This window comes from Streptomyces sp. NPDC033136 (assembly GCF_055578235.1).
Genome location: NZ_JBVIPD010000028.1, coordinates 46,859 through 66,370, shown reverse-complemented (window position 1 = coordinate 66,370; position 19,512 = coordinate 46,859). Strand labels below are relative to the sequence as shown.

Below are 19,512 nucleotides of genomic sequence, written 5' to 3'. Positions count from 1 at the left end.
CGCGTCAGAGCAGGGCGGTGGCCTCCTCCAGGGAGAGGCCGCCGCCCTCCGCGTACGCGGCCTCGTAGGCCGGGCCGCCGAGCAGCGCCCGGGCCTGCCGCTCCGTCCGCTCGCGGGTCTCGCGCTCCTGCCGCTGGGCGACGTGGCCGGACGGCAGCAGGGCGTCGAAGGCGCCCAGGCAGCGGGCCGCGTCGACGGCGCGCCGCCCGCCGTCGAGAGCGGCCAGGGCCCAAGCGCCGATGATCAGGTACCCGGAGCGCGTATGGGGCGCGATGGCCTCGGACAGCGGGTCGGCGGCCCGTTGCAGGCCCTCGCGGAGCCGGCCCAGGCACTCCTCGTACCGGCCCTCCGTGGCGTCCAGCCATGCCTCCGCGCCGAGGATGAACGCGTCGAAGACGATGAAGTGGGCGATACGGAAGTCCTGGCGCAGCCGCCGCAGGTGCTCGCGGGCCTCGGGGACGCGGCCCGTCATTCCGAGCCAGCCGGCCAGGAAGAGGCGGGCGGCGGGCATGGCCTCGCTGTGCGACTCCTCGTGCTGGGCGATGACCTCGCGCAGCAGCCGCTCCCCGCGCTCCCCCTCGCCCGCCTCCAGCAGGGCGTTGCCCAGCCGGGCACTGAGCACGGCCGCCTGGGCGCGGGCACCGAGGTGCTCGGCGTGGCCGATGGCCGCCTCGTAGTCGGCGGCGGCCAGGGCGCAGGCGCCCTGGCGTTCGTGGGCCTCGGCGCGGGCGGAGAGCGCCTCCGCGGTGCCCCAGGAGTCGCCGAGACGCCGGTAGATCTCCAGTGACTCGTCGGCGTCGCGGGCGGCGTCACCGGCCCAGTCGGTGCGGTTGGCGAGGAAGTTGGCCCGCATCTGCAGACCGACGGCGAGTTCCCATTCGAAGCCGGGGGTCTGCCGGCAGGTGCGGATGGAGGCGTCGATGATGATCCGCAGCCGGTCCATGTCGCCGGTCAGCATCACGGCGAAGAACCACAGCAGGCCGGGGAGCCGGCAGTTCTGCGGCAGGCCCGGCTCGTAGGTCCGGGCGATCGTGCGCAGCTTCTGCTGGGAGCGGGGGTTCTGCCAGGCGTCCAGTTCGGTGTCCATGCAGGCGAGATGGGACAGGTGGACGCCGCGCCGGGCCTCCTGGAGGACCTCGCCGGTCATCGGGGGCGGGGCGTCGGTGCAGCGCTGCCACACCGGGGCGGCGGGACGGACGGGTTCGGTGAAGGGGTCGGGGCCGAGGGCCATGACCTCGCGGCACCAGTTGCGGGCCTCGATGCGCAGGTCGCGCATCTGCCAGTACCAGACCAGGGACAGCGTCAGGCACAGTGCCTCCTGCTCGTCGCGCAGGGCGACGGCGTGGCGCAGGGCGGTACGCAGGTTCTCGTACTCCCGCTCCAGCCGGTGGATGGCCGTGAGCTGACCGGAGCCGCGCAGCAACGGGTCGGTGACGCGGGCGAGTTCGCGGAAGTACGTCAGATGGGCGCGCTCGGCCTCGGCGCGCCGCCCGGACTCCTCCAGCCGCTCGGAGGCGTACTCGGCGACGGTCTCCAGCAGCCGGTAACGCATGTCGCCGTCGGCCGCATCGCCGGGCGGCGCGGCCACGACCAGGGAGCGGTCGACGAGCGAGCCGAGCGCCTCCAGGGCGACCGGCCCGCACACCGCCTCGGCGGCGGTCAGGTCGCAGCCGCCCGCGAACACCGACAGCCGCCGCAGGACGTCCCTTTCGTCCTCGTCGAGCAGGTCCCAGGACCAGTCGACGACGGCCCTGAGGGTCTGCTGGCGGGGCAGGACGGTGCGGCTGCCCGAGGTGAGGAGACGGAAGCGGTCGTCGAGCCGGTCGGCGATCTGGCGGGGCGTGAGCATCCGCAGCCGGGCGGCGGCGAGTTCGATGGCCAGGGGCAGGCCGTCGAGGCGGCGGCAGATCTCGGCGCACGCCTCGGCGTCGTCCTCGACCCGGAAGCCGGGGCGGGCCGCCGCGCCCCGGTCGGCGAACAGCCGCAGCGCGACCGGCTCGGGCAGCGGCTCCACGGGCCGCAGCAACTCCCCCGGGACGCCGAGCGGTTCACGGCTGGTGGCGAGGACGGTGAGGTTCGGGCAGCGGGCCAGCAGCTCCTCGGTGAGCCGGGCGGCGGCGTCGGCGACGTGCTCGCAGTTGTCGAGGATCAGCAGCATGCGCGACCGGGAGCAGTGCTCCGCGAGCCGCTCGACGGGGTCGTCCGGCCGTTCGGCGACGGCGGCCCGGATGCCCTCGGCACCGGCGCCGTACAGCACGGTCTCGCGGGCCCCTACGGCGGTGAGCACGGCCTCCGGCACGGCCTCGGGGTCGTCGACCGGCGCGAGTTCGGCCAGCCACACCCCGCCGGGCATGGCCTGCCGTAAGGCCTCGGCGGCCTCCTGCGACAGCCGTGTCTTGCCGGCGCCCCCGGGGCCGAGCAGGGTGACCAGCCGGGCCGTCGCGAGATCGCCCCGGAGGGTCTCGATGTCGGTTTCGCGGCCGATGAAGGAGGTGAGACGGGCGCGGAGGTTACCGACGGACCTGCCAGGCTCCCCGGCGGCCCGCGCGGCTGCGGGACCGTCCGACGGGCTCAGCAATTCCCCGTGCAGGGAGCGCAGTTCGGGGCCCGGATCGGTGCCCAGACGGTCGGCGAGCAGCCGCCGTACGTCCTCGTACGCGTCCAGCGCCTCCGCCGTGCGGCCCGCATCCCGCAGGGCGCGCAGGCGCAGGGCCTGGAGGAGCTCGTCCAGCGGGTGGCTGTCGCACAGGGCGGTCAGTTCCGGGAGGGACTGCTCGGCGTGGCCGAGGTCGAGGGCGGCGGTGTGACGTGCGCGCAGCACGTCCAGGCGGCGGGTGTCCCAGCGGGCCGCCTCGGCGGTGCGGTCGGGCAGGTCGGTGAGGGCCGGGCCGCGCCACAGGGCGAGGGCGTCGTCGAGAACCACGGCGGCCTTGGCGGGGTCGCCGTCGGCCAGGGCCCGCAGCCCCTCACCGGACAGTCGCTCGAAGCGGTGCAGGTCGATCTCGTCGGCCGCGGCCGTGAGCCGGTACCCGCCCTCGGCGGAGGCGACCGCGTCCGCCCCGAGCGCCCGCCGCAACCGCCCGACCAGCGCCTGCAGCGCCCCTGACGCGTCGGCGGGCGGGTCCGCGCCCCACACCTCGTCGACGAGCATCCCCACGGGCACGGTACGGCCCGCCCGCAGGGCGAGCACGGTCAGCAGCGCACGAAGCCGCGCCCCGCCGACCGGGACGACCGTGCCGTCGGTGCGGAGCGCTTGCGTGGTGCCGAGGATGCGGTAATGCACGGGGTCCATTGTCTCCGGTGGTACGAGGGCGGGTCACGACGGTTCGACGGCGCGGCGGATCAGGGCGGTGTGCGGTGCGGCGGACTTCAACAGGCCGGTGTGCGGTGCGGCGGACCGCACCAGGCCGGTGCGGTGCCGTGAGCCGGTATGCAGGGGCGCCGCACCCCACACACCGGTTGGCGCCACGACCGCGTGCGGGGCGCCGGACCCACACACCGGTTGGTGCCGGGTGGGTGCGCCCGGCTCATCGCCGGTACCGGGCCCGGGCCCGACTCCGTCGCGGAACCGCTACCGTGCTCAGCGTCTCCAGCAAGTCCGCCAGGTCCGACACCGAAAGCCCCTGCGTCTCCGCGCCGGGCTCCGCGTCCTGGTGCGGGATGCCCCGGGCCGCACGGACGGCGTGGGAGAGCCAGGAGTCCGTGCCCGGCACGTCCAGGGCCACCACCACCCCCGGTTCGCGCGACCGGCGTGCCCGTCCGTCGGCACCCCGCTCCCCCTCGGTCTCGGCGAACCACTTCGGGCACCGGTCCACCGCCCGCAGCCCGCGCTCCCCGCGCACCGGCTCCCAGGAGCGCGATCCCGGCGCGCTCTCGGCGTAGACCTGGGACAGCACCTGCACCGCACGTACCCGCCCCTGGGCCTGCGGCCACACCGCCCCGTGCCGCTCGACGGACAGCAGGCCCACCGACCGGGTCCGGTCCCCCGGCTTCGGCCGCCGGTCGTCCTCGGCGTCGGGGTGCGCGGCCAGGGCCGCCGTGAGGCCCGTCTCCTCCCGCACGATCCGGACGCCGGCCACGTCCTCCACCGGCCCGGCGACCTTGGTGAGCTGGTCGTGCCAGCCACCGCCCAGGAGGTCGTCCGGGTCGAGGAGCATCAGCGGCCAGCTCACCTCGTCCCCCACCGAGAACGGCGTACCGCAGCACTCCATCTGCCAGTCCGCGTAGAACACGTGCCACAGCCCCATGCGCCCACCCTCCCCGGAACCGGCCGCCCGCGCGAGACGTTTTCACCCGCGCCCGGTACGGTCGGGCCGTCCCACCCCGTGTCCGACAGTGCAGGGAGCCCCATGACCACCGCCACCACCCGCCACAGCGAACGGCGGATCAGTCCCGTGTTCATCGGGATCCTGTCTGTGACGGCGGTCACGGGATGGGCGACCTGGACCGGCTTCGCGGAGCAGCCCGGCGTCGCCGTGTTCCTGTTCGTGACGGCGGCGTGGATCGTCTCGCTGTGCCTGCACGAGTACGCGCACGCCCGCACCGCCCTGCACAGCGGCGACATCTCGGTCGGCGCGAAGGGCTACCTGACCCTGAACCCGCTGAAGTACACGCACGCGCTGCTCAGCATCGTGCTGCCGGTGATCTTCGTGATCATGGGCGGGATCGGGCTGCCCGGCGGCGCGGTCTTCATCGAGCACGGGCGGATCCGGGGGCGCTGGAAGCACAGCCTGATCTCGGCCGCCGGCCCGCTGACGAACGTACTGTTCGCCATCGTCTGCACCGCCCCGTTCTGGCTGGACGCGCTGGACGGCGTGCCGAGCGACTTCCGGTTCGCGCTGGCCTTCCTCGCGCTGCTCCAGGTGACGGCCGCGCTGCTGAACTCCCTGCCGGTGCCGGGCCTGGACGGCTACGGCGTGATCGAGCCGTGGCTGTCGTACGGCATCCGGCGCCAGGTGGAGCCGTTCGCGCCGTTCGGCCTGCTGTTCGTGTTCGCGCTGCTGTGGCTGCCGGCGGTGAACGGCGTGTTCTTCGACGTGGTCGACTCGATCCTGAAGTCGCTCGGGATCAGTGACTTCGAAACGTACTGCGGTCAGGAGCTGTACCGCTTCTGGCAGGGCTCGAACGAGTTCTGCTCGGCCGCCCCCTGACGGATCAGCCCGTGACGGACTTCTGCTGCCTGGCGCGCCTGGCGTAGTACCAGCACATGTTGGACGACAGGCCCGCCAGCAGCACCCACACGATCCCCAGGAAGCTGCCCCGCGTGAAGGAGACGACGGCCGCGGCCACGGAGAGGACGCAGACGATCAGGGCGTAGAGGGCGAGTCGCCGGGCCGGGTCGGGCGGGAGCAAGAGGGGCATGGGGTCGACTCCTGTCGGGGGACACTGCGGCACTGCTGCTGCCGTCCAGTGTCCCCCATGGGCCTCACCGGCTCACACGTCGGTCACGCGGAGCCCGGCGTGCGCCTTGTACCGGCGGTTGACGGAGATCAGGTTCGCCACCAGCGACTCCACCTGGTGGGCGTTGCGCAGCCGGCCGGCGAAGATGCCGCGCATACCGGGGATGCGTCCGGCGAGGGCCTGCACGATCTCGACGTCGGCGCGGACCTCTCCGAGCACCATCACGTCGGTGTCGATCTCGTCGATCTCCGGGTCCTGCAGCAGCACGGCCGACAGGTGGTGGAAGGCGGCCGTGACGCGGGAGTCCGGCAGCAGGGCGGCGGCCTGCTCGGCGGCGCTGCCCTCCTCGGGCAGAAGCGCGTAGGCGCCCTTCTTGTCGAAGCCGAGCGGGTTGACGCAGTCGACGACGAGCTTGCCGGCCAGTTCCTCGCGCAGGGACTCCAGGGTCTTGCCGTGGCCGTCCCACGGGACGGCCACGATCACGATGTCGCTGCGGCGCGCGGTCTCGGCGTTGTCGGCGCCCTCGACGCCGAGGCCGAGTTCGTCGGCGGCGGCCCGGGCGCGGTCGGCCGCCCGAGACCCGATGATCACCTTCTGGCCGGCCTGGGCGAGCCGGTAGGCCAGGCCCTTGCCCTGCGGCCCGGTCCCGCCGAGGACTCCGACGACGAGTCCGGAGACGTCGGGCAGGTCCCAGGGGTCCTTGGCGGGGGCCTTTTGGACGTTGTCGGTGGCAGCACTGTCGGTAGAGGTCATGGCCCCGACTCTACGACCGCGGCGCCTCCCCGATCGGCTCAGGTCGGCCCAGGTCGGCTCAGGTCGGCCAGGTCGGCCCAGGTCGGCTCCGTCACGGGCACCCGCCGGAAGGTGATCGTCTCGCAGGCGCCGAAGTCGCCGGTCTCGTACAGTCGCCGGTCTCGTACAGCAGCCCCACGGTGTCCGCGTCGACGCGGACGAGATCCGGGTACGTGTCGGGGGTTCCTCCGTTCGACGACGGTACGGATGACCGGTCCGCCTACCCAGGCCGGGCGAATGCGGGGTGAACTCCGCGTGACGGGTGACCGGTCCGGGCAGGATGCGGCCCCATGGATGCGGTACGGGTAGCGCTGCTGCGGGAAGTGCTCGCCGGGACGGAATGGCTGGGGGCCACGCGCCGGTTCGGCGGGGCCCTGCGCGGGTCGGTGGTGTCGCACGGGGGCGGGCTGCTGCTCGTCGGCACGCCGGAGTACGAGCCGTGGCATCTCGCCGCGCACCTGGTGGACGAGGCGGCGTGGTCCGGCACGCCGGAACTGGCTCCGACGCTGGTACGGCACGACGCGCGCCCCTCTGATCCGGCGCACCTGGCGGTGGGCCTGGGGCGGCTGGAGGCGGCCCGGCGCGGCGAGACCCTCCTGGTGGTCGCCCCCGAGGCCCCGGCGGCCCCCCTCCTGGAACGCGTCTCGGACGCCCGCCGCGCCGGGGCGACCCTGCTGGCCCTGGGGCCGGGGCGGGGCGAACTGGCCTCCATGTCCCACGAGGCGCTGGCCGTCCCCGCCGGTGCGGAGCTCGACCTCGACACGGTGCAGCACCTGGTCAGCGCGGCGGCCGGCGAGAACGCCCTGCCGACACCCCGGGGCCGGCGCCGCTTCCGGGACCGGGTGTCCAGGCTGGTGGAGCACCTGACGGCGCCCCCGCCGGCCCGCTGGTGACGCCGGGGCGTGCGCCCGGGCGTGAGGAACGCCCGGGGCGGCGTCGGCCCCGGGCGTCCAGGTGCGTCAGTTCTCCTCGCGGCCGCCCGCCGGGGCGTCGTGCCACTTCGGGTCGTTCTCCCACTGGAGGTTGCGTTCGCGGGCCGTCTCCATCGCGTGTTCGGCCTCGGTGCGGCTCGCGTACGGGCCGAAGCGGTCCTTGCCGGGGCACTCCGGCCCCTCCTCGACCTTCTTGTGGTCCAGGCAGTAGTACCACTCGCCCGGCTTGCCGACCGTCCGCTTCTTGAACAGGGCCATGACCAGCTCCTCTCGCCATCGTCATGTTCCCCCCTGGCCGCTGGTTAGACTCGCTGGCATGTCTGGCCAGTCGCTGCTCGTCCCTGGGGAGCTGTCCCCCATCCGTTCCGTGCCCGGAAACATCCGCCGCCCCGAGTACGTCGGCAAGTCGGCGCCGACGCCGTACACCGGATCGGAGGTGCAGACGCCCGAGACGATCGAGGCGATGCGCCTGGCCGGCCGGATCGCCGCCCGGGCGATGGCGGAGGCCGCGAAGCTGATCGCGCCCGGGGTGACCACGGACGAGCTGGACAGGGTGGCGCACGAGTACATGTGCGACCACGGCGCCTACCCCTCGACGCTCGGCTACCGCGGGTTCCCGAAGTCGCTGTGCAGCAGCGTCAACGAGGTCATCTGCCACGGCATCCCGGACTCCACCGTTCTGCGCGACGGCGACATCGTCAACCTGGACGTGACGGCTTACATCGGCGGTGTGCACGGCGACAACAACGCCACCTACCTGGTGGGGGATGTCGACGAGGAGTCGCGCCTGCTGGTGGAGCGGACCCGGGAGTCCCTGGACCGGGCGATCAGGGCGGTCAAGCCGGGCCGGCAGATCAACATCATCGGCCGGGTCATCGAGTCGTACGCCAAGCGCTTCGGCTACGGGGTGGTCCGCGACTTCACGGGACACGGCATCAACTCGTCCTTCCACTCCGGGCTGATCATCCCGCACTACGACAGCCCGCACGCGACGACGGTCATCCAGCCCGGGATGACGTTCACGATCGAGCCGATGCTGACGCTCGGGACGCACGAGTACGACATGTGGGACGACGGCTGGACGGTCGTGACGAAGGACCGCAGGCGGACGGCCCAGTTCGAGCACACGCTGGTCGTGACGGACACCGGCGCGGAGATCCTCACGCTGCCGTAGCGCCAACCGCACCGGCCGGCGGCCTCTCCTCGGAGGGCGGGCCTTTCTCGTGCCCGACGGGCTGTTGCGCGGGCTCCTGCACGGGTTTTTACCGACACCGCGTCGGGAAGGTTACCGACAGCCGGTCGGCAAGACGTGGACTTAGGTAAACCTAACCATAGAAGGTGTGCCCATGGATTCCTTCTCGACCCTCATCCGGACCGCTTCCCGCGAGCAGCACGAGGAGGTCAGGGGCTCGACCTTCCTGAGTGACCTGCTGGGGCACAAACTGGGGGTCGACGCGTTCGCGCGCTACACGGAGCAGCTGTGGTTCGTGTACGGGGCGCTGGAGTCCGCCGCCGAGCGGCTTGCCGGGGACCCGGTGGCCGGTCCCTTCGTCCGCCCGGAGCTGTTCCGCACGCAGGCGCTGGAGCAGGATCTGGAGTACCTGCGCGGCCCCGGCTGGCGCACGGAGGTCAGCGCGCTGCCGGCCACACTGGAGTACGCCGAGCGGATCACGGAGTGCGCCCGCGCCTGGCCGGCCGGCTACGTCGCCCACCACTACACGCGCTACCTCGGCGACCTCTCGGGCGGGCAGATCATCCGCGACACGGCCGAGAAGACCTGGGGTTTCCCGAAGAAGGGCGACGGCGTGCGCTTCTACGTCTTCGAGGGGATCGCCAACCCGGCCGCCTTCAAGCGGAGTTACTGGGAGCTGCTGGACGCGGTGCCCGGCGGCGAGCTGGAGCGGCAGCGGATCGTGGCCGAGTGCAAGCGGGCGTACGGGCTGAACAACGCGGTGTTCCTCGCGCTGGGCGAGGAGTTCCCCCTGACGGCGTAAGCGGACCGGAAGAGCGTCAGGCCGGTCCTGCTCAGATGTCGAACGGGCCGTTGTGGCAGACAGCGCCGCCCCGGCGGCGGTCACGGCGACGGTCAGGGCGGCTACGGCCAGAGCGGATCGAATACGCATGAGAATCCTCTCGCGGTGGCGCTTGATCACGTCCAGAGGTCCCCGTTCGCCGCCGCACACACGCGGTTCCACCCGTACGGCCGCGCGCCGCCCGGGTCAGCGTTCGAGGTGCACCCGGCCGCCGACCTCGGTCCAGCCGCCCGGCTGGGGCGCGGTGAGGATCTGCGAGCCCGCGCCCTGGGTGATGTTGAGGGCCCGGCCCAGCCGGTCGGTGAGCAGCAGGGCCGCGGCCCCGGTCGCCTCGTCCTCGTCGATGCCGTCACCCCGGCCGGGGAAGGCCCGGGCCCGGATCCGCCCGGCGGGCTCGTCCTCCCACGCCCAGGCGTAGATCCACTCCCCCGGCGGCGGCACGGGCAGGTCGTCGACCTCGGCGGCACCGCCGTACTGCCGCAGGGTGCGCGGCGGCACCCAGTCCGCCCGTGCCTCGATCCAGCAGAACTCCCCGTCCTGCCGGGCGCCGACCACCCCGGCGGGGGTGACCAGCTCGGGCACGTCCAGCAGCCAGGCCGTCCCGACACAGGGGTGCCCGGCGAAGGGCAGCCGCAGGGTGGGCGTGTAGATGTCGATCACACCGCGCTCGGGGTCGTCGACGAACACGGTCTCGCTGAACCCGACCTTCGCGGCGAACGCCTGCCGGTCCTCCCGCTCGGGCAGCACGGACCCCTCGCGGACGACCCCCAGCTCGTTGCCGTATCCGCCGTTCGGCCCGCAGAAGACGCGGAGCACGTCGTAGTCAGTCACAGGGGCATTCAAGCATCGCCCGGGCACTGCCCCGGCCCGCACGGACGACGAGACCCCGCGGGAACCGGCACGGCGACCGCCTTCCACGGCCCCCGCCAGGCGGGCACCGCCACCCGGCCCAGGACCGCCCGCACTTCGCCCCGCGTTCGACGTGACGACCGAGGACCGGGAGGCCTTCGTCCAGCCGCTGGGCACGGACGGCCTGGGCCGCCTGGAAGCGGGTCTGCTTTTCCTGGCCTGCCAGCGGGGCGTCCGCAAGGGCTTCATCCCGTTCCAGCGCAGCCCGGCGACGGGCGCGCTCAACGAGTACATCCAGCAGGCGGATTCGGCGCTCCCGCTCTCGCCATCCCACCGGGCGGCCGTGACAGGGACGACTGGTGGGGCGGACGCTCTTCTCCGAGTCTTCTTCGGGGAGGCAACTTCCAGCCCGCCCCCGGCCACCCTCCAAGTCCCGGCGCGGGAGCCGCACTTGGTCCCGGCCCTGAGCGTCCTGGCCCTGTTCCCGGCCCCGGCACGGACCTCGACAGCACCGGTGGCGACCGGGTGTGACGGCGTGGCCGCCGAGGCGGCGCGCACTGCCACCCCGCCCCGGCCCGACCGCCGGAGGCACCCGGTAGGGTTCGCCTCCGGAAAGGGGAAGGTGAAGGAACCCGATGAGCAGGGATCGCGACCCTCGAACGCTCCACAGGCCCGCCCGGAGCGCCCTCATAGCAGCCTCGGTGACCGCTTTGTCGCTGACGGCCGGCGGATGCGTCGTCGTGCACGGCGAACGGGAGGTCCTCCCGTCCACCAGCCGCGCCGAAGCCGCCGAGGCCCTCAAGGAGTTCACTACCGCGTACAACGAGGCCGACAAGGCCTACGACGGCTCTCTGGACGCCGACCGCACCACCGGCGCCCTCGCCGACATCGACTCGGCCCGTCTGAAGGCCGGCAAGGCGAACAACCCGGACGGCAATCCGAACCACACTCCGCTGCGGCTGACGGACGCGAAGTTCACGATCCCGAAGAAGGCCGGCTGGCCCCGCTGGTTCCTGGTGGACGCGGCCGGCAACAAGGGCGGCTCCGCCCGCTGGCTGCTGGTGTTCACCCGCAGCAGCCTGGACGACCCCTTCCAGGTGGCCTACCTGACGCTCGTCGCCCCGGGCAAGGTCCCGCAGTTCAAGAAGGACGCGGACGGCTGGGCCGAATCCGTCCCCGCGAAGCCGACGGACCTCGCCACCGACCCGGGCGACCTGAGCCGGACGTACGCGACATATCTGAAGAGCGGCGGCGAGACCTTCGCGGACGGCCCGCACACCAGCCAGTGGCGTGCCCTGCGCCAGAAGAACTCCGAGAAGCCCGGCATGGTCACCCAGTACATCGACGAGCCCCTGACGGACGGCGACTACGCACCGCTGGCCCTGCGCACGACGGACGGCGGCGCGCTGGTGTTCTTCACCACGCGGCACTACGAGAAGCAGACGGCCCACTCGGGCACGTCGGTCCCCACTCCCAACAAGGACGTCCTCGCCCTGACGAAGGGCGAGATCAAGCAGTCCCTGACGATGGAGTTCGTCTCCAACGAGGTCGCACTGGACCCGAAGGGCCAGGGCGAGGTGAGGATCCTGGGCAGGATCCAGGGACTGACATCGGCCGAGGGCTCGTAAGCCCGGGTCCTCGGACCGGGGGGCGGGAAACTCAGTTCCGCAGTGGCCAGTTCGCGTCCGCGTGATCGGCCTCGTCCCCGGCGTACCGCGTACCGATCTCCGTGAGCACCTCCAGCAGGCTCAGCGGATCCGGCAGCGCGTGCTCCGGCCCCCGTACCCAGCGCACGGCATGCCCCTCACCGGGCAGCCGGGCCGGCGGGACGAGGACGTAGGACCCCCGGCAGTGCCAGCGCAGTCCGGGGTGCTCGTCCATCGTCTCGGGGTGGCAGTCCAGCTCGCAGGGCCACCACTCGTCCTCGTCCTCGGGCGTACCGCGCGTGAGGGTGAAGAACAGCATGCGCCCGTCGTCGCTCTCGGCGACCGGCCCGACCTCGATGCCCTCGGAGAGCAGCCGCTCCAACGCGTCGCGACCGGCGTCGAGGGGCACGTCGAGGACGTCGTGCACCATGCCGGTCGCTGTGATGAAGTTGGCCTGCGGCTGATGGCGGGCCCAGCGCTCGATCTGGCCGCGGTCGGTGGTGGACTGCGTCTGCCAGGCGAAGGACACCGGGTGCCGGGCCGGAGTGGGGCAGCCGACGCGGTCGCAGGAGCAGCGGTAACCGGTGGGGTGGGCGGCGGGCGCCAGGGGCAGTCCCGCCCCGGCGGCGGCGAGCAGCAGGGACTCACGTCCGCCGTCCCCGGCGGTCTCCTTCGGCCGGCGCCCGGCGCGCAGCCACTGGGTGAGTTTGCCCTGCAGGCCGGTCCGGCCGCCGAACTCCGCGCTCATCTATCCCCTCGCCTCGCCGTCGTGCGGAACAGCATGCCCTATGGTCCCATCTTCCCCCGCACCGGGGGGCCAGTGCCCACATCCGGGGCAGGAGGGCAGAGACACGCACCGGTGGGGCGAGGCATATGCCCACGGGGCGAAACGCCCTTCACACCGTGATCGGGTGTCATTGCCCGCTATGCCATGACATGGCGTCCTACCGTGGTCGCCATGGTCACAAGGATCGCGCTGACGGGCCTGGCCTCCGCGGCTTCCCTGGTCTCGCTGGCCCTCACGGGACCCGGCGTCCGCGCCCCGGCCCCGCTGGAGTGGGGGGCGGGCCCCCTGACCGTGGCGGCACTCCCCCGGGTCACGTACGTCGCCCACCGCGGCGGTGCCCGGGAGGTACCCGAGAACAGCATGACGGGGCTGATGACCGCCTACGCGCGCGGTACGGCACAGGTACTGGACTTTGACACGCGGGTGCTGCGCGACGGCACACCCGTGGTGTTCCACGACGAGACCCTGAACCGCACCACCTACCTGGGCGGCGAGGTGCGCGGCCTGGACGCCCGGGAGTGGCAGGGCGTACGGCTGCGCCCGAAGGGCGCGCTGCCCGGCAGCTGGCGTTCGGAACGGCCGCCGACCGTGGCCGAGGTGCTGGATCGTCTCGGCGGGCGGATCGTGCTGATGCTGGAGGCGAAGGACCCGCGCGGTCTCGACCGGCTGGCCGCCCTGATCCGGGCCCGCGGCCTGACCCGCTCGGTGTTCGTGAACTCCAACGACCCGGAGGTGGCCCGGCGCGTCCACCGCCTCGGCCTGCTCAGCCAGTTGTGGCGCTCGGCGCGGCAGCTGCGCACGGACCGCCCCGAGCGCTGGCGGTCGTACGTCGACCTCCTGGACGTGGACCACCGGGCGCGCGACGCGGATCTGGTACGGGCGGTGAGGTCGGGGATCCCCCGGGTGTGGGCGCACACCGTGGTGACGGACGCCCAGCGGGACCGGGTGCTGGCGCTGGGCTGCGACGGGGTCATCACGGACGCGCCGGGGCGGCTCGCCCAGGCCGCTCAGCGGGGTGCGAGGCCGTGAAGGGCGTAGTCGACGAGGGTGTCGGTGTACTCGTAGGAGATCGGGCCCGTGTGCTGGAGCCAGCGCTGGGCGAGCGGGGAGATGAAGAGCTCCAGGGCGATGCGCGGGTCGACCTCGGGCCGCACCTGCCCGGCGTCCTGCGCGGCGCGCAGCCGGCCGATGTAGAGGTCGAGTGAGGGCTGCATCAGCTTGGCGACGAACTCGCGCCCGAGTTGCTCGTTGACGACGCCCTCGGCGGCCAGCGCGCGTGAGGGCGCCTCGAACCGCGGGTCGCGCATCTGGTCGACGGTGGCGCGCAGGACGTCCTTGACGTCGGCGGCGAGGTCGCCGGAGTCCGGAAAGGCGTACGGCACCGGGCCCGCCTCCCGCGCGGCCTGCTCGGCCAGGTCGAGGAACGCCTCCATCAGCACGTCCGCCTTCGACGACCACCAGCGGTAGATCGTCTGCTTCCCGACACCGGCGCGGGCGGCGATGCCCTCGATCGTGGTCTTCGGGTAGCCGACCTCCACGACGAGCGCGAGGGCGGCGTCGTAGATGGCACGGCGGGACTTCTCGCTGCGCCGGGTGGCGTCGGGGGCGGGCTTCGCGGGGGGCTCCGCGGGGGCGGGTGGGGCGGACTTCTGGACGGCCATGGGCCGAATTTATCAGGTTGACAAGACGGATCGTCTCGCGGACAGTGGAGCGACACAGGCGAGACGAACCGTCTCGTCGCGATGAGGTATCAAGGAAGGAGCCCGACATGGCCCGAGGTGGAGACATGCTGGGTGTCGGCGGATCGCGCCGGAACCTCGGCCGCAAGGCGCTGCGCGGCGGCGGCCGGGGCGACCGGATCGGCGGCGGCCTCGACCCGCAGGCACAGAAGCGCGAACTCCTGCGCAAGCTCCAGGAGAAGCAACAACAGCAGCGACAGCAACAGCAAGGACAGGAGCAACGACAGGAGGGCGGTACGGCCCAGCCGTCCTCGTGAGCCTCCCCCGCCCGGGGGAGAGCGTCCCCTCGCACGCGGGATCCTCCCGGGGCGTCCGGCGGATGTACTGAGGCGGTCGTGGCACCGCGACCGGCGGACACCGCCGCACGGACCCCCGGGAGGACCGGCTCATGCGCGTATGGACGAGACGACGGCTGCTCACCTCGGCGGTGTCCGCCGCCTCCGCGGCGGGCCTCGCCGCGACGGCGGCCGTACCGGCCGAGGCGGCAGGCGCCACTGCCCGGCCCGGCGCCCGGGAGGACGACGTGGCGGACGTCCTGCGGAGCCTGCCCGGACTGCGTCTGGTCGAGGAGCGGCAGGACGCCGAAGCCGGGTACCGCCACTTCGTCCTGGGCCTGCGCCAGCCGGTCGACCACACGAACCCCGCGGCCGGCACCTTCGAGCAACGCCTCACCCTGCTCCACACCGCCGCCGACCGCCCCACGGTGCTGTTCAGCACGGGCTACCACGCGGTCCTCACCCCGCGCCGGACGGAACCGACGGTCCTGCTCGGCGCCAACCAACTCCAGGTGGAGCACCGCTACTTCGGCACCTCACGCCCGGCGGACCCCGGCTACACCCACCTCACGATCCGCCAGGCCGCCGACGACCACCACCGCGTCGTCCGGCTCTTCCGCAGGATCTACCCCGGCGCGTGGATCTCCACCGGCGGCAGCAAGGGCGGCATGGCGAGCGTCTACCACCGCCGCTTCCACCCCCGGGACGTGCGGGGCACGGTGGCCTACTCGGCTCCGAACAACGTCGACGACCGCGACGACACCGCGTACCTCCGTTTCCTGGAGACGGTCGGCACCCCTGCCGACCGGGAGGCCCTCAGGGCCGTCCAGCGGCGCGTGCTGCTGCGCCGCGCCGACCTGGTCGCCCGCTACGAGGCCTGGGCGGCGGCCACCGGCGACACCTTCCGTATCGTCGGCGGCGCCGGCAAGGCACTCGAAACCGCGGTGCTGCGCCTGCCGTTCATGTTCTGGCAGCGCGGCACGGCGGCCGACGTGGCCGCGATCCCCGGTCCGGACGCGACGGCCGACGCGCTGTACACGTGGCTGGACGGCATCACCGGCCTGCCCCTGTACGCCGACGCACTGGCCCGGAACTACATCCCGTACTGGTACCAGATCGGCACCCAGCTGGGGTACGGCAGCGTCCCCACCGCCCACCTGGCGGACCTGCTGCGCCATCCCGGCGCCATCGAGGCGCGCAACTTCGTCCCCCGGGACGTCCCGCTGCGGTTCGACCCGGCCGCCATGCCCGACATCGACCGCTGGGTCCGCCGTCGCGGCAGCGGACTGCTGTTCGTCTACGGCACCCAGGACCCCGCCGTGGCCGAGCACTTCAGGCCCGGCGGTCCCGACTCACGGGCGCTGTGGGTGCCGGGCGGGAATCACGGTGCCGACATCGCGGACCTGTCCCCCGCCGACCGGACGGCGGCGGAGGACACGCTGTTCCGGTGGGCGGGTGGCCGACGGCCCGTCACACGGGCGTAGGGCCGTAGGGCGGCGGCCAGGCATCGCCCCAGTCGGCGTCCCGTGCGGCTTTGTAGAGGTCGCCGTGGCGCTTGGTGACGGTGGTGCGGCGCAGGGACGGTTCGGTCTCGCACAGGTCGAGGAGGACCTGGCCCTTGCGGATCTGGGGGCGGCGGACGACACGGGAAGCGGCCGGTTCGACAGGGAAGCGGGCGGCGGCGACGTAGCTGAACTTCTCGTCCTCGTAGGCGAGGGAGCCGCCCTTGACCTGGCGGTGCAGCGAGGAACGGCTGACCCGGGCGGAGAAGTGGCACCAGTCCGTGCCCGGCGCGATGGGGCAGGCGGCGCTGTGCGGGCAGGGGGCCGCGATGCGGAAGCCGGCGGTGATCAGCCGGTCGCGTGCCTCGATCACGCGGGCGTAGCCGTCCGGGGTGCCGGGTTCGACGATCACGACGGCCTGGGCGGCGGCCGCGGCGGCGTCGACGAGGGCGGTGCGGTCGGGGGCGGTCAGCTCGTTCAGGACGTAGGAGACGGTGACGAGATCAGTGCTCTCCAGAGTGAGCGCCGCTCCGATCCGAGAGCGCTGCCACCGTACGTCCTTCAGCGCCGGGTTGGCCGCGGCGATCTCCCGCCCGAGGGCGAGCGCGGGCTCGGCCCAGTCGAGCACACTGACGGGCCGCTCCCCGTCCCACGTCGCGCTCACGGCCCAGGCGGCGGCCCCCGTCCCGCCCCCGACGTCGGTGTGCCCACCCGGCACCCACGCGGGCACGGCCTCCGCGAAGGCCTCCAGCGCGGACCGCACGGCCTCGAAGGTCGCGGGCATCCGGTAGGCGGCGTAGGCGGCGACGTCGGCGCGGTCCCGCAGGATCGGCGCGTCGGTCGGGGTGGCCCCGCGGTAGCTGGCGATCAGCCGCTCGACCGCCTGCGCGGCCTGCCGGGGCGGAAGCCCGTCGAGCAGGCCGGCGAGGGCGGAGCGGAGATTTTCGGCCGGGGGTGCGGGGGCGTTCACCCGGCGATTCTACGAGGGGTGGGAGGGGGGAGCGGAGCGGGCTGAGAGCGCCGCTCTCACATCCCCCTGACCGCCCGGGCCAGCCGCGACCCCGCAGCCGCCCTCGGGGCGCTGTCCGGGCGTCGGCGGCGTGGGTGGACCGCGTTCGTGAGGAGGATCAGGAACGTGTCCGTCGCCGGGTCCAGGACGAGGGACGTGCCCGTGAAGCCCGTGTGGCCCGCCGCGCCGCGCCCCGCCAGGTCGCCCATGAACCAGGGCTGGTCCAGGGAGAAGCCGAGGCCCGGTGGGGTGAAGAGGAGTTCGACGAAGTCGGGGCCGAGGATGCGGGCGGGACCGTAGGAGCCGCCGGCCAGGAGGGTGCGGCAGAACACCGCGAGGTCCCGGCCGGTGGAGAACAGCCCGGCGTGGCCCGCCACTCCCCCTAGCGCCCAGGCGTTCTCGTCGTGGACCTCGCCCCGCAACATCCCGCGGTCCGCCTTGGCCCACGGCCGCCGCTGGTCCTCCGTCGCGGCGGCGCCCGGGCACGGTCCGAAGTCCGTCGCGGTCATGCCCAGCGGACGGGCGATGCCGTCGTGGACGAGGACGTCGAGCGTGCGGCCGGTGACGCGTTCCAGGACGTACTGGAGTAGGAGCATGTTCAGGTCGGAGTAGGAGTAGGTGCCCGGCGCCCCGACCGGCGCCTCCGCCTGGAGCGCCGCCAGCCGCCGCCCGTCGTCGGCGCAGTCGTACAGCGGGAGTTCCGGGCGGAGCCCGGAGGTGTGGGTGAGCAACTGCCGTACGGTGATGCCGTGCCGGGCGGCCGCCGTGAAGTCGGGCAGGTACGCCCCCACCTTCGCGTCGATGCCCAGCGTGCCGCGCTCGATCTGCTGCACGGCGGCCACGGATGTGAACAGTTTGGTGAGGGACGCCAGGTCGAAGGGTGTGCCGACGGTCATGGGGACCCGGTCCTCGGGGGGCAGTTCCACACCGGCGTCGGCGTCCGGGTCGTAGGCCGCGTAGCGGACCGCCCAGCCCGCCGCCTCCTCGACCGCGATCACCGGGCCGCGTCCGACGACCAGGACGGCGCCCGGTGCCCAGGGGCGCTGCCCGGTGGTGAGGACGTGGACCTCCCGGACGAGGTGACGCAGTTCCGCGGGGTCGAGTCCGGCCCGTTCCGGCGTGCCGTCGCGCAGTCTCGGTGTGCTCAGTTCTCCTCCCCCGTCCTCTCGGCCGCGTTCGGGAAGGGGGCGTCCCCGTCCTCCGCGCTCGCGTGCCCGCTCTCCTTCTTCCAGGGTCGGCACATTCCCACGAAGCAGGCCAGCGCCACCAGTGCGGCGGCCAGTTGGACGACGGCCATCGGAACGGCCGTGTCCTCTCCGGCGACGCCGACGAGCGGGGAGGCGATCGCGCCGATGAGGAACGAGGACGTGCCGAGCAGGGCGGACGCGGAGCCCGCGGCGTGCTTGGTGCGCATCAGGGCGAGGGCCTGGGTGTTGGGCAGGGTGATGCCCATCGCGGACATCAGGACGAAGAGCGCGACGGCGACGGGCGCGAGGCCGACCTCGCCGAAGACGCCGAGGGACATCAGCAGCAGCGCGGTCGCGGCGGTGATGACGAGGGCAAGTCCGATGCCCAGCACCCGGTCCAGGCTGACCCGGCCGACGAGGATCTTGCCGTTGATCTGGCCGACGACGACCAGCCCGACCGAGTTGACGCCGAACAGCAGGCTGAACATCTGCGGGGAGGCTCCGTAGATCTCCTGGATGACGAACGGGGACGCCGAGATGTAGGCGAACAGCGCGGCGAAGGCGAAGCCGCCGGTGAGGGTGTAGCCGGCGAAGGGGCGGTCGGCGAGCAGGGCGCGCATCGAGCGCAGGGCCTCGCCGACGCCGCCGCTGTGGCGTTCCGCGGGCGGCAGGGTCTCGGGCAGCTTCGTCCAGACCAGGACTCCGATCAGCACGCCGATGACCGTGAGCACGGCGAACACGCCCCGCCAGTCCGTCACGCGCAGGATCTGCCCGCCGATCAGCGGCGCCACGACCGGGGCGACCCCGGAGATCAGCATGAGGGTGGAGAAGAAGCGGGCCATGGCCATGCCGTCGTAGAGGTCGCGGACGACGGCGCGGGCGATGACGATCGCGGCGGCGCCCGCGAGCCCCTGGGCCAGCCGGAAGGCGACCAGGAGTTCGACGGTGGGGGCGAGAGCGCACAGGACGGTGGCGACGACGAAGACGGCGAGCCCGGCGAGCAGCGGGCGGCGGCGCCCCCACCGGTCGCTCATGGGTCCGACGACGAGCTGCCCGAGCGCCATGCCGGCCAGGCACGCGGTGAGGGTGAGCTGGACGGTCGCGGCGGGCGACCGCAGGGAGCGGGTGACCTCCGGCAGGGCCGGGAGGTACATGTCCATCGCCAGCGGAGGGACGGCGGTCAGGCTGCCGAGGAGGAAGGTGACCAGCAGCCCGGTACGGCGGTGCGGTGTGCGGCCGGGCCGCTCCGTCCCGGCCGCGGCCTCCTGTGCGGTGTTCGATATGGACGCCCCACCCTCGGGCATGAGTCCCTCCCTTTTCGAGTCGATCGCCACCTATGCTCTCAGCTCGTACGGACTGCT

At 73.2% G+C, this 19,512-nt stretch carries 19 protein-coding genes and 1 pseudogene; 8 read left to right on the top strand and 12 right to left on the bottom strand.

Annotated elements, in window-relative coordinates:
- Nucleotides 1–4: 4 nt before the first annotated feature.
- Both ACZ5TL_RS34785 and ACZ5TL_RS34780 read right to left on the bottom strand, forming a co-directional pair.
- Complete coding sequence (locus tag ACZ5TL_RS34785; RefSeq protein WP_468594777.1) at nt 5–3,292, bottom strand: AfsR/SARP family transcriptional regulator; 3,288 nt, start codon at nt 3,290–3,292, stop codon at nt 5–7.
- A gap of 235 nt (nt 3,293–3,527) precedes the next feature.
- Entirely contained in the window at nt 3,528–4,247 is a 720-nt protein-coding gene (locus ACZ5TL_RS34780; protein ID WP_468594776.1) for a DUF6578 domain-containing protein, read from the bottom strand.
- 102 nt (nt 4,248–4,349) lie between these two features.
- Between ACZ5TL_RS34780 and ACZ5TL_RS34775 the strand changes: the two genes are divergently transcribed.
- On the top strand, nt 4,350–5,150 hold the full coding sequence (locus tag ACZ5TL_RS34775) for a site-2 protease family protein (RefSeq protein WP_468594775.1): 801 nt from the start codon (nt 4,350–4,352) through the stop codon (nt 5,148–5,150).
- 4 nt (nt 5,151–5,154) lie between these two features.
- Here ACZ5TL_RS34775 and ACZ5TL_RS34770 read toward each other — a convergent pair whose 3' ends face one another.
- The 3 genes and pseudogenes from ACZ5TL_RS34770 to ACZ5TL_RS34760 all read right to left on the bottom strand — a co-directional run.
- Complete coding sequence (locus ACZ5TL_RS34770) at nt 5,155–5,361, bottom strand: hypothetical protein (protein ID WP_468594774.1); 207 nt, start codon at nt 5,359–5,361, stop codon at nt 5,155–5,157.
- A gap of 72 nt (nt 5,362–5,433) precedes the next feature.
- Nucleotides 5,434–6,153, bottom strand: coding sequence for an NADPH-dependent F420 reductase (gene npdG / locus ACZ5TL_RS34765; protein WP_468594773.1), 720 nt, complete (start codon nt 6,151–6,153; stop codon nt 5,434–5,436).
- A 38-nt stretch (nt 6,154–6,191) separates the two neighbouring features.
- Nucleotides 6,192–6,379, bottom strand: a pseudogene (locus tag ACZ5TL_RS34760) (hypothetical protein); the annotation flags it as partial.
- A gap of 103 nt (nt 6,380–6,482) precedes the next feature.
- Between ACZ5TL_RS34760 and ACZ5TL_RS34755 the strand changes: the two are divergent.
- Entirely contained in the window at nt 6,483–7,085 is a 603-nt protein-coding gene (locus ACZ5TL_RS34755) for a hypothetical protein (RefSeq protein ID WP_468594772.1), read from the top strand.
- Between the two features lie 66 nt (nt 7,086–7,151).
- On the opposite strand, the gene ACZ5TL_RS34750 is transcribed toward ACZ5TL_RS34755, so the two are convergent.
- Nucleotides 7,152–7,382 carry a hypothetical protein gene (locus ACZ5TL_RS34750; protein ID WP_468594771.1) on the bottom strand — a complete coding sequence of 77 codons (231 nt, stop codon included), beginning with the start codon at nt 7,380–7,382 and terminating at the stop codon, nt 7,152–7,154.
- Nucleotides 7,383–7,440: 58 nt separating this feature from the next.
- Between ACZ5TL_RS34750 and map the strand changes: the two genes are divergently transcribed.
- Both map and ACZ5TL_RS34740 read left to right on the top strand, forming a co-directional pair.
- Nucleotides 7,441–8,298, top strand: coding sequence for a type I methionyl aminopeptidase (gene map, locus ACZ5TL_RS34745; RefSeq protein WP_468594770.1), 858 nt, complete (start codon nt 7,441–7,443; stop codon nt 8,296–8,298).
- 172 nt (nt 8,299–8,470) lie between these two features.
- The gene (locus ACZ5TL_RS34740) at nt 8,471–9,118 is read left to right on the top strand and encodes a biliverdin-producing heme oxygenase (RefSeq protein WP_468594769.1); all 648 of its coding nucleotides are present in this window, start codon (nt 8,471–8,473) and stop codon (nt 9,116–9,118) included.
- A gap of 225 nt (nt 9,119–9,343) precedes the next feature.
- Here the strand turns inward: ACZ5TL_RS34740 and ACZ5TL_RS34735 are convergent, their stop codons facing one another.
- A complete protein-coding gene (locus ACZ5TL_RS34735; RefSeq protein WP_468594768.1) occupies nt 9,344–9,988 on the bottom strand; it encodes a PhzF family phenazine biosynthesis protein in 645 nt (214 codons plus the stop codon).
- 653 nt (nt 9,989–10,641) lie between these two features.
- Here ACZ5TL_RS34735 and ACZ5TL_RS34730 point away from each other — a divergent pair.
- A complete protein-coding gene (locus ACZ5TL_RS34730) occupies nt 10,642–11,634 on the top strand; it encodes an SCO2278 family lipoprotein (RefSeq protein ID WP_468594767.1) in 993 nt (330 codons plus the stop codon).
- A 31-nt stretch (nt 11,635–11,665) separates the two neighbouring features.
- Here ACZ5TL_RS34730 and ACZ5TL_RS34725 read toward each other — a convergent pair whose 3' ends face one another.
- The gene (locus tag ACZ5TL_RS34725; RefSeq protein ID WP_468594766.1) at nt 11,666–12,400 is read right to left on the bottom strand and encodes a bifunctional DNA primase/polymerase; all 735 of its coding nucleotides are present in this window, start codon (nt 12,398–12,400) and stop codon (nt 11,666–11,668) included.
- 210 nt (nt 12,401–12,610) lie between these two features.
- Here ACZ5TL_RS34725 and ACZ5TL_RS34720 point away from each other — a divergent pair, with 210 nt between their 5' ends.
- Nucleotides 12,611–13,468: a glycerophosphodiester phosphodiesterase gene (locus ACZ5TL_RS34720; protein WP_468594765.1), complete on the top strand. Its 858-nt coding sequence runs from the start codon at nt 12,611–12,613 to the stop codon at nt 13,466–13,468.
- On the opposite strand, the gene ACZ5TL_RS34715 is transcribed toward ACZ5TL_RS34720, so the two are convergent.
- Nucleotides 13,447–14,100 carry a TetR/AcrR family transcriptional regulator gene (locus tag ACZ5TL_RS34715; RefSeq protein ID WP_468594764.1) on the bottom strand — a complete coding sequence of 218 codons (654 nt, stop codon included), beginning with the start codon at nt 14,098–14,100 and terminating at the stop codon, nt 13,447–13,449. The two genes, ACZ5TL_RS34720 and ACZ5TL_RS34715, sit on opposite strands and share 22 nt — an antisense overlap.
- Nucleotides 14,101–14,207: 107 nt before the next feature.
- Here ACZ5TL_RS34715 and ACZ5TL_RS34710 point away from each other — a divergent pair, with 107 nt between their 5' ends.
- Nucleotides 14,208–14,435, top strand: a complete 228-nt coding sequence (locus tag ACZ5TL_RS34710) for a DUF6243 family protein (RefSeq protein WP_468594763.1) — start codon at nt 14,208–14,210, stop codon at nt 14,433–14,435.
- Between the two features lie 131 nt (nt 14,436–14,566).
- Nucleotides 14,567–15,937, top strand: a complete 1,371-nt coding sequence (locus ACZ5TL_RS34705) for a S28 family serine protease (RefSeq protein WP_468594762.1) — start codon at nt 14,567–14,569, stop codon at nt 15,935–15,937.
- Here ACZ5TL_RS34705 and ACZ5TL_RS34700 read toward each other — a convergent pair.
- From ACZ5TL_RS34700 to ACZ5TL_RS34690, 3 genes are read right to left on the bottom strand one after another with little or no spacing between them, the layout of a single operon-like run.
- Nucleotides 15,924–16,925 (bottom strand): small ribosomal subunit Rsm22 family protein, encoded by a 1,002-nt coding sequence (locus ACZ5TL_RS34700; RefSeq protein WP_468594761.1) that lies wholly within the window; start codon nt 16,923–16,925, stop codon nt 15,924–15,926. The two genes, ACZ5TL_RS34705 and ACZ5TL_RS34700, sit on opposite strands and share 14 nt — an antisense overlap.
- Before the next feature lie 56 nt (nt 16,926–16,981).
- Nucleotides 16,982–18,112, bottom strand: a complete 1,131-nt coding sequence (locus ACZ5TL_RS34695; RefSeq protein WP_468594814.1) for a serine hydrolase domain-containing protein — start codon at nt 18,110–18,112, stop codon at nt 16,982–16,984.
- The gene (locus ACZ5TL_RS34690) at nt 18,109–19,455 is read right to left on the bottom strand and encodes a multidrug effflux MFS transporter (RefSeq protein ID WP_468594760.1); all 1,347 of its coding nucleotides are present in this window, start codon (nt 19,453–19,455) and stop codon (nt 18,109–18,111) included. Before ACZ5TL_RS34690 ends, ACZ5TL_RS34695 begins: the two co-directional genes overlap by 4 nt.
- Nucleotides 19,456–19,512: the final 57 nt, after the last annotated feature.

What these genes read in the sequence shown, in the direction of transcription:
- ACZ5TL_RS34750 (WP_468594771.1), bottom strand. Translation starts at nt 7,382, where the DNA reads ATGGCCCTGTTCAAGAAGCGGACGGTCGGCAAGCCGGGCGAGTGGTAC.
- ACZ5TL_RS34755 (WP_468594772.1), top strand. Translation starts at nt 6,483, where the DNA reads ATGGATGCGGTACGGGTAGCGCTGCTGCGGGAAGTGCTCGCCGGGACG.
- npdG (WP_468594773.1), bottom strand. Translation starts at nt 6,153, where the DNA reads ATGACCTCTACCGACAGTGCTGCCACCGACAACGTCCAAAAGGCCCCC.
- ACZ5TL_RS34785 (WP_468594777.1), bottom strand. Translation starts at nt 3,292, where the DNA reads ATGGACCCCGTGCATTACCGCATCCTCGGCACCACGCAAGCGCTCCGC.
- ACZ5TL_RS34775 (WP_468594775.1), top strand. Translation starts at nt 4,350, where the DNA reads ATGACCACCGCCACCACCCGCCACAGCGAACGGCGGATCAGTCCCGTG.
- ACZ5TL_RS34715 (WP_468594764.1), bottom strand. Translation starts at nt 14,100, where the DNA reads ATGGCCGTCCAGAAGTCCGCCCCACCCGCCCCCGCGGAGCCCCCCGCG.
- ACZ5TL_RS34710 (WP_468594763.1), top strand. Translation starts at nt 14,208, where the DNA reads ATGGCCCGAGGTGGAGACATGCTGGGTGTCGGCGGATCGCGCCGGAAC.
- ACZ5TL_RS34770 (WP_468594774.1), bottom strand. Translation starts at nt 5,361, where the DNA reads ATGCCCCTCTTGCTCCCGCCCGACCCGGCCCGGCGACTCGCCCTCTAC.
- ACZ5TL_RS34730 (WP_468594767.1), top strand. Translation starts at nt 10,642, where the DNA reads ATGAGCAGGGATCGCGACCCTCGAACGCTCCACAGGCCCGCCCGGAGC.
- ACZ5TL_RS34725 (WP_468594766.1), bottom strand. Translation starts at nt 12,400, where the DNA reads ATGAGCGCGGAGTTCGGCGGCCGGACCGGCCTGCAGGGCAAACTCACC.
- ACZ5TL_RS34720 (WP_468594765.1), top strand. Translation starts at nt 12,611, where the DNA reads ATGGTCACAAGGATCGCGCTGACGGGCCTGGCCTCCGCGGCTTCCCTG.
- ACZ5TL_RS34690 (WP_468594760.1), bottom strand. Translation starts at nt 19,455, where the DNA reads ATGCCCGAGGGTGGGGCGTCCATATCGAACACCGCACAGGAGGCCGCG.
- ACZ5TL_RS34705 (WP_468594762.1), top strand. Translation starts at nt 14,567, where the DNA reads ATGCGCGTATGGACGAGACGACGGCTGCTCACCTCGGCGGTGTCCGCC.
- map (WP_468594770.1), top strand. Translation starts at nt 7,441, where the DNA reads ATGTCTGGCCAGTCGCTGCTCGTCCCTGGGGAGCTGTCCCCCATCCGT.
- ACZ5TL_RS34780 (WP_468594776.1), bottom strand. Translation starts at nt 4,247, where the DNA reads ATGGGGCTGTGGCACGTGTTCTACGCGGACTGGCAGATGGAGTGCTGC.
- ACZ5TL_RS34740 (WP_468594769.1), top strand. Translation starts at nt 8,471, where the DNA reads ATGGATTCCTTCTCGACCCTCATCCGGACCGCTTCCCGCGAGCAGCAC.